The organism is Moorena sp. (genome assembly GCF_982860115.1).
This window is the reverse complement of sequence record NZ_CEYLVT010000059.1, coordinates 1-8,818: the sequence shown is the minus strand read 5'-3', so window position 1 is coordinate 8,818 and position 8,818 is coordinate 1. Positions and strand designations below refer to the sequence as shown.

Sequence of the window (8,818 nt, the reverse complement as noted above, 5' to 3'; positions counted from 1 at the left end):
AGCAATGGCTGAAGATGTGAACTCAAATTCGACTAGCCAAGGTCAAGCAATGGCTGAAGATGTGAACTCAAATTCGACTAGCCAAGGTCAAGCAATGGCTACCAATCCCTATTCAAATCCGGCTAATGTATTCCCCAGTCGCCCTCAACTATATCAGCATTCCATTGAATTCTTACCAATTCTTACTCAACCAAAGCCTCAGGCAATTGCTCCCAAAACAGAATACACTCAAATAAACCCTGAAAATAGTCAATTAGAACCTAATTATAATCTTGAAAACCTTGAATTTATTAACTTTAAACCTAAATCGAATTTAATCAACATTTATTACAATCAACCAGCACCACAGACTATAGCAGAGATTACTAATACTAATAGTACTAATAGTAGTCAATCACCGGCACAATCCGTCCCACAGCCAGTTACCAGTAAATCCTCTAACTCTAGACTAGAAGCTGAAGCTGAGCTTAACCAACTTGAGGAAGGCTTCACCTATGCCTTTGAAAAACATCTAGGCATTAGCAACACTCCCATAGTCACCCGGTCAGAAGCCCAAGCTCACCTGGGCCAGATTGAAAATCTTACTGGACTCAAACCTGCCCTAATTTACCTGTTCTTTAAACCGGAATTTAAATCGGAAACTACTAAGATCAATCCAGTTAATTCCAAGGGATTGACGTCAACCAAACCGGAACCAGAGACAACGAAAAATCGGAAAAAGACTGGGTCGCACTGGGAAGAAAATCTCGATACACAGCTCGAATTACTAGTCGTCACGGCTTCCGGGACAGTAATCCGAAAACAGGTGCAGGGAGCAACGCGATCGCAAGTTCTCTCTGTTGCTCGGGAATTCCAGAAGAGTATCACCAATCTCGAAAGCGCAAATGTCTACCTACCCTTGGCTCAGCAGTTGTATCGTTGGTTGATTGCTCCGGTAGAGCAGGAGCTAAAAGCCCAAACAATCAATAATCTTGCCTTTATCATGGACGTTGGTTTACGCTCCTTACCCATGGCAGCACTCCATGATGGCACTGGGTTTCTTGTAGAACGATATAGCCTTGGTTTAATGCCAACTCTATCATTAACCAACATGAACTATGTAGACATTAGGAAATTTAAAGTCTTGGCCATGGGAGCATCCCAGTTTAAGAACAGAAACCCCTTACCAGCAGTTCCTGTAGAATTATCGATGGTTACAGAAAAACTGTGGTCAGGAAAGGCCTTACTTAACGAAGCGTTCACCGTAGCAAATTTGAGAAAAGCTCGTGCCTCACAACCCTTTGGTATCGTTCATTTGGCTACCCATAGTGAATTCCTAGCCGGTAAGCCCAGTAATTCCTACATCCAGCTGTGGGATACCAAGCTCCAACTTAACCAGCTCCATAAACTAGGTTTAAATAAGCCTAAGGTGGAGTTGTTGGTCTTAAGTGCCTGTCGTACTGCCTTAGGAGACGAGCAAGCCGAATTAGGATTTGCCGGTCTAGCAGTGCTAGCGGGGGTCAAGTCCGCATTGGGAAGTCTCTGGTATGTCAGCGATGAGGGTACCCTGGGGCTAATGACAACGTTTTACGAAAAATTACAGCAAGTCCCAGTCAAAGCTGAGGCTATACGGAAAGCTCAGTTAAATCTGCTCAGGGGTACAGTCCGTCTGGAGGGAGGGCAGTTGGTAACGGATCAGGGCAGTTTTCCTTTACCACCAGCCTTAGCCAAGTTGCCAGATGTGCAGTTAGGACATCCCTACTATTGGAGCGCTTTTACCCTAATTGGGAACCCTTGGTAATGTTTGATCCTGATTAACAACTCCTGCTACAGAATAATTAACCTGAATAATTTAGGTAATAGTTATCCTGCTTTTTCCTTGATGCTTAATTGTTAGAAAGCGAGGAACGAAACCTAGGTAGTGTCAACCATTCTGCACCACTTAAGGTTAGCATAGGTGGGAGTTGAAGTGAACTTTCATGGACTTAAAGGCAGGCACAGTCTTGCACAACGGCAAATATGTTCTTCATAGCCAGCTAGGCAAAGGTGTCTTTAGCATCACCTACCTAGCCATAAACGCTGAGTCTGGTCAAACCGTCGTGATCAAAACCCTCAGCGACAATCTGTGCCACCATCCCCATGGTGACCAGTTCAAGCGGCAATTTATTGCCCTTGGTAGGCTCTTGAGCGGCTGTCAGCATCAGCATTTAGTCAGGGTAATCGAATCCTTTGAAGCTGACGGACGACCTTACCTAGTCATGGAATATATTCCAGGGCAGACGTTAGCTGAACTCATCCAAGCCAATTTGGTTCCAGAAGCCCAAGCTATTGCATACATTCGTCAAATTGGCAATGCCCTGAGCATATTACATCAAAAGGGTTTGCTGCATCTAGATGTTAGACCGGAAAATATCATTCTGCGTCAAGATACCGATAAACTAGTGCTATGTGAGTTTGGTATTACTAGTCAACTCACCCTAGGAGTCAGGCAAACCCACGCCAGTTTAATGGCTGCTGGGTATAGCGCCCCGGAACAGTACGTTTCTACAGGACAACTTTCCCAGGCAACCGATGTTTATTCCTTAACCGCAACCTTTTACTGCTTGCTTACTGGAACCCCACCCTTACCTGCACCAGTCAGGGAAGTATTGCATGCCCAGGAAGGTTTCTATATTCTTTTCCTGCCGGACTTACCACCATGTCCACAAAACCTAACTCCAGTAGTTAAACAAGCAGTCTGGCGTGGCTTGCACATGGTCACCAATCAACGTCCTCAAACCGTAGAAGCTTGGTTATCGCTGCTGCCAACTCAGGAAAAAGTTCCTCAAAGCAGTTCTCAGTTGAAAGTGCTGAGTCCTCAGCAAAAGTCATTAATTGCCCCAAAACTGAGGACTCAGACGACCTCAAAACTGAACACTAATCCTTCAAAACTGAGAATTAAGACATCAAATATCAGCACCAATCCTTCAAGACTGAGTACTAATCCTTCAAAACTGAGTACTAATCCTTCAAGCCTGAGTACTAATCCTTCAAAACTGAGCACTCAGACCTTAGCTGTTCTCAAAACTGTCCACGCCAAGCTCAAAACTCAAACCTCAAAACTCAAAACTACCAAAGCTGGATTCCCACTGAAAGCCCTACTGATGACTGGTGCCCTTGCGGCCTCAGCCGGATTAGGATTTGGTTTCGCACTGCGAATGAACTCTCAAAAAGAACCTGGTTCTACCATCTTCCACACCGATCAATCCTTCCCTCCTCGCAGCAATTGGCCTTTGTCAGAACCCCAACTCTGAAACACCTTCAACCTCATCAAGGTGGTTTATTAATATTTAGACTTACACAGGACTGACCCCGAACTCGCCACCAAACGCACTTAATAAGTAGTAGGGCTACGAAGGAAAAGTTACTGCCTAAGTCCTGTGAGATTTAAATACATCAAATGATATAATAATGATTTTTTAAATTGAAAGGACATGGTAGATGTGAAAAACTGAGGATATACGAGGCAAGTCACTAGATTTGAATTCACTCATAATCTTGGGCAAGTACGTTATAATTTGTAACGTAAGCTAAAGAAACTTATCAATGAGTAACTCTGTAATTCATGCCTTTTTTCTGGGTAGGGCTGCAGCTCAAGCCATTAATCGGCAGCTCGAGGATGCTCTGACCAATGCCCTGAGTGAGTTAGGCAAGTTTGACGCTGAGCAGCGTGAGCGACTGCGGCAGTTTACCGAGCAGGTCATAGAAAGTGCCAATCGCGAAGCCGGAGCAGAAGCTGATTCTACTATTAGTAGTAACACAGCTAGTAACACAGCTAGTAACACAGGGAAAACAGGATCAAAGCCAGCTGATTTGCAAGCCATGATTGATGAGCTGCGAGCAGAAATTGCCAGCTTGCGTACGGAATTAAAAAACTATCGCAAGCAATCTTGATCAGATTTATCGTTACTACCCTGGAGTATATACAAAAGGGACTAGTTTCGATCCTTTTTAATAATCTTTTTTTAATAACCTCCTATTAATCTGATAAAAACCTTACAGATAAATCCGAGTGTCTGCTCTTTCTCAAAACTCTATTAACCTTACACTAAATCAGGAACGCAATGTGTCTAGGCAAAGTTCTATAGGTAAGCCATACAGCGAAAAAGCTTATCGGTGGAATCAAGAAAATTACTCCCGTCAAAGGCGTTTTATTGATATTTGGCGTTTTGTTTTGACCCTCATCACTGGGTTGTGGCTTGATGGTAAACCTTGGAGTTATCGGGGAGGATATACAGAGCAAAAGCACGCATATAGACGCAAAACACAAGCTATCTGGATTCGAGATACATTCTTAGATCTAGGACCAACGTTTATCAAAGTTGGACAGTTATTCTCCACCCGTGCTGATATATTTCCCAGTGAATATGTAGAAGAACTGAGCAAACTACAAGACCGGGTTCCTGCCTTTAGTTACGAGCAAGTTGAGCAGATAATCCAGGAAGATTTAGGCAAGCCCATCAAGGAACTGTTCAGTGCTTTTGACCCAATTCCTCTGGCGGCGGCTAGCTTAGGGCAAGTTCACAAAGCTCAACTTCGCAGTGGTGAAGAGGTAGCGATTAAGATCCAAAGACCAGGATTAAAAAAACTGTTTACCATTGATTTACAAATTCTCAAGGGGATCGCCTATTACTTTCAAAACCATCCAGACTGGGGGCGTGGTCGGGACTGGAGCGGGATTTATGAAGAGTGCTGTCGTATTCTTTGGCAAGAAATTGATTATCTTAATGAAGGCCGAAACGCAGATACGTTTCGGCGCAACTTCCGTAACTATGACTGGGTGAAGGTACCCCGTGTCTACTGGCGCTATACCTCATCACGAGTTTTGACCCTAGAGTTTTTACCAGGGATTAAGATTAGTAGTTACGAAGCTCTAGAAGCAGCTGGTCTAGACCGCAAATTAATCGCTCGTCTGGGCGCAGAAGCTTACCTACAGCAGTTGCTAAATGATGGCTTCTTCCATGCTGACCCCCATCCGGGAAATATTGCGGTTAGTCATCAAGGTTCCCTGATCTTTTACGACTTTGGCATGATGGGGCAGATTAAGGCCAATGTGCGCGAGCAACTTATGGAAACCCTGTTTGGCATTGCCCAAAAAGACGGCGACCGAGTGGTGACTTCCCTAATTGAATTGGGTGCGCTCTCACCAGTGAGTGATATGGGACCGGTAAGGCGCTCAGTTCAGTACATGCTGGATAATTTCATGGATAAGCCCTTTGAGGAGCAATCGGTCAGTAACATCAGTGATGACCTCTACGAAATTGCCTATGGCCAGCCTTTTCGATTCCCAGCAACGTTCACATTTGTGATGCGAGCCTTTTCTACACTGGAAGGAGTGGGTAAAGGCTTAGACCCCGAATTTAATTTTATGGAAGTTGCAAAACCCTTTGCACTAGAGATTATGACCAACGGCAACACTCCCGACAACAATAGCTTTATTAATGAACTGGGACGCCAAGCCGCACAGATGAGTAGTACAGCATTAGGTTTGCCCCAGCGCATTGAAAGTACTATTGAAAAATTAGAAAGAGGAGACCTGCGCATTCGAGTGCGCTCTATCGAATCAGACCGGGTGTTACGACGGCTGAGTGGTATTCAGTTGGGAACCAACTATACTTTATTAATCAGTGCGTTCACCCTTTCGGCTACCATTTTATTTGTAAATGGTAATGTCCTACTAGCTTTGGTAGTCGTTTTGGTGGCAACTGTGTTAGGATTTGCCTTAATTAGGTTGCTCCGACGGCTTGACCGGTTTGATCGGATGTTGTAGTTGTTGTAAAGTCGTAATAACTCCTTATCCGACGATCTATCCACCGTAGTAGCAAGTACTAGGAGGCTAAATCGTTGGATGTTTCGGGATTTATCCGGACATCTTTGGACATTTCCTTAATTAAACTGGATCAGGTCGATAATAATCATGTTTCTATCCATCAAAATCAAACTGAAGCTCACAGACGAGCAGAAAGCATCAAGCCAGTAAACAACCGATGTGATGAAAAGTTGCTTCGCCGGTATTACAGATCCGGGCTTACTACGTACAGTTAACCAAGATGACTACTACATAGACCCGGACGGTCGCTTCTTTATTGTTGCCGACGGTATGGGTGGTCATGCCGGTGGACAAGAGGCAAGTAAAATCGCCACTGAGGCGATTAAGACTTATTTGAATAAATATTGGAAATCTCAAACCCCTTCTGATGAGTTACTAGAACAAGCGATCTATCAAGCCAATCAGGCTATCCTCAACGATCAGCAAACTCATCCAGAACGGTCAGATATGGGAACCACTGCTGTAGTGGTGATGTTCCGTCAAAACCAGTGTTGGTTTTCTCATGTAGGAGATTCTCGCCTCTATCGGTTCCGGAATTCTAAGTTAGAGAAGATTACAGAAGACCACACCTGGGTAGCCAGAGCTGTTAAGTTGGGAGAACTGACAGCTAAACAGGCTCGGATGCATCCCTGGCGTCATGTTCTGTCTCAATGTCTGGGCAGAAAGGATTTACCTAAAGTCGATGTCTATCCGATAGAGGTTAAATTATGCGATCGCCTTTTGCTTTGTAGCGATGGACTCACCGAAGAACTTTCCGATGAATTGATTGCTTCCTCTCTCCAAGAGAGTTCAAGTATTGATCAGGCTCTGGTTATCCTCGTTGAAGCGGCTAAAGACCAAGGCGGTAGGGATAACATTACTGTGGTTATTGTAGAGATTGGGGAAAGGATGAAAACTGTTGGATGAGCGGTGTTCGGTGAAGGTGCCTTATTAACACACCCTAGAGGTAGAGTTACTTGGGTTTATACAGCTGTTGGATATACCAGTTACTAGCACTGAGGTAAAACAGAAAGCTCGCTCGCTAGGCTTTCATAAGGTCGGAATTGCAGCTGTGGATGTTGATCATCATGACTCAGCAGAGCAAAACTTGAATGCTTGGCTAGGGTTAGGGTATCAAGCAGACATGGCTTGGATGGCAAATCCTCGACGCTTAGATATTCGTGCCTGTATGCCAGAGGTGGAGTCAGTAATTTGTGTTGCTCTCAACTACTACACCCCTCACCAGCGTCCCGAAAGCCCTGAGTATGGGAAAATTTCCCGTTACGGTTGGGGGCGAGATTACCACAAGGTCATGCATAAAAAATTGAAGGAATTGACCTTTTGGTTACAAGCACAAGCAGAAGAAATCCAGGTGCGTTACTATGCTGATACAGGGCCAGTACAAGATAAAGTCTGGGCGCAGCGCTCAGGTATTGGTTGGATTGCTAAAAATGGTAATGTAATTACGCGGGAGTATGGCAGTTGGGTATTTTTAGGGGAAGTGTTGACTAACTTAGCCTTGACCCCAGATACCCCTCACACTTCACACTGTGGTAGCTGTACCCGCTGTATTCAAGCCTGTCCAACGGGTGCTATTACCAAACCGTTTGTCGTTGATGCCAACCGCTGCATCGCCTATCATACTATTGAGAATCGGGCTGCAAACTTGCCGGAATCGATTAAACCCCATTTAGAAGGCTGGGTTGCTGGTTGTGACATCTGTCAAGATGTTTGCCCCTGGAACCAACGTTTTGCTAAAGAAACTGATGTGCTAGAGTTTCAGCCCTACCCTGGGAATGTGGCTCCTCGACTCACGGAATTAGCTACTATATCTGATCAGGAGTGGAATCGACGGTTTCCAGCTTCGGCGCTGCGGCGTATTAAGCCAAATATGCTACGGCGCAATGCCCAAGCTAATATTGATGCATCTCAAAAATCGGTTGACTAGTCTGACTAGTCATTGATTACTTGGGTGGCGAATTGCGAATTGCGAATTGCGAATTGTTAATTGTTAATTGCTCAATGAGTGTAAAAGTAATTCTTTTTGATTTTGATGGGACTCTGGCTGATACCCTTACTGCCATTGTCAAGATTAGTAATAGCTTAGCGGGAGAATTTGGATATCAGCCCACATTAGCTGAAAAATTGGAGCAAGTTAGACATTTAAGCTCTAGGGAAATTATTAAACAATCGGGTATTTCGAGGTTTAAAATCCCGTTTTTGTTGAAAAAAGTCCAAAAAATATTACGCGAAGATATTCAAAGTTTAACTCCTATTCCTGGAATAATAGACGTTTTAAATGATTTGAAATCTGAAGGTTACCAATTAGGGATATTGACATCTAACTCAGCAGATAACGTTAACCTTTTCCTGGAAAATAATTCTTGGGTCAAGCTTTTTGATTTTGTTGACTCAGGGAGTCCTATCTTTGGAAAAGAGAAAGTTATTCGTAAATTCCTCAAAAAACATAATTTAAATCCTGGTGATGTGATCTATGTGGGAGATGAAACTAGGGATATTGAGGCAGCTAAGAAAAATACTATTAAAGTAGTTGCTGTCAGTTGGGGATTTAATTATAAAGAAGTCCTAGCTCAATATCAACCCGATTTTTTGATCGACAAACCCCAGGAGTTATCTCAAGTAGTATCTAATTTAGATCAATCAAAAATTCAATCAAAAGTAGTTTGTTATTAGTTATTAGTTACTTTTGACTTATTACTTGTTAATTTACAAATGATAATTTGACCAATGATAATTTTATCTCAGCCTATTTTAAATCAGATCTTGCACTAGTACCAACAGTCTGCCAGGGATAAAATCCCAGCCCGAGTAAATCCAGTCCTCTCAAGAGGACTAAATGCTTGTTATATCAAGCTTGAAGTCTATATATAGCCAATCCAATAGGTTGTATAAAGCCAGGTTATATAAGAATTGGATGGGAGCATCCCATTTTGGAAAATACAAGAAGAGGGTGGGGTTTAATTTCGCGAG

General features: G+C 43.5%; 7 protein-coding genes. All 7 read left to right on the top strand.

What is annotated here, in order from left to right; all coding sequences use genetic code 11:
* Positions 1–1,780: CHAT domain-containing protein (locus AC4II3_RS12565; RefSeq protein ID WP_488011072.1), on the top strand; the 1,780-nt coding region annotated here is incomplete at its 5' end.
* 178 nt (positions 1,781–1,958) lie between these two features.
* Positions 1,959–3,272 carry a serine/threonine protein kinase gene (locus tag AC4II3_RS12560; protein WP_488011074.1) on the top strand — a complete coding sequence of 438 codons (1,314 nt, stop codon included), beginning with the start codon at positions 1,959–1,961 and terminating at the stop codon, positions 3,270–3,272.
* Between the two features lie 292 nt (positions 3,273–3,564).
* Positions 3,565–3,912, top strand: coding sequence for a DUF6825 family protein (locus tag AC4II3_RS12555; protein ID WP_488011076.1), 348 nt, complete (start codon positions 3,565–3,567; stop codon positions 3,910–3,912).
* A gap of 172 nt (positions 3,913–4,084) precedes the next feature.
* Positions 4,085–5,788: an ABC1 kinase family protein gene (locus AC4II3_RS12550; RefSeq protein ID WP_488011084.1), complete on the top strand. Its 1,704-nt coding sequence runs from the start codon at positions 4,085–4,087 to the stop codon at positions 5,786–5,788.
* A gap of 222 nt (positions 5,789–6,010) precedes the next feature.
* Positions 6,011–6,754, top strand: a complete 744-nt coding sequence (locus tag AC4II3_RS12545; protein WP_488011078.1) for a Stp1/IreP family PP2C-type Ser/Thr phosphatase — start codon at positions 6,011–6,013, stop codon at positions 6,752–6,754.
* Between the two features lie 67 nt (positions 6,755–6,821).
* Positions 6,822–7,775, top strand: a complete 954-nt coding sequence (gene queG, locus AC4II3_RS12540) for a tRNA epoxyqueuosine(34) reductase QueG (RefSeq protein WP_488011080.1) — start codon at positions 6,822–6,824, stop codon at positions 7,773–7,775.
* A gap of 74 nt (positions 7,776–7,849) precedes the next feature.
* On the top strand, positions 7,850–8,521 hold the full coding sequence (locus AC4II3_RS12535) for an HAD-IA family hydrolase (RefSeq protein WP_488011082.1): 672 nt from the start codon (positions 7,850–7,852) through the stop codon (positions 8,519–8,521).
* Positions 8,522–8,818 lie beyond the last annotated feature (297 nt).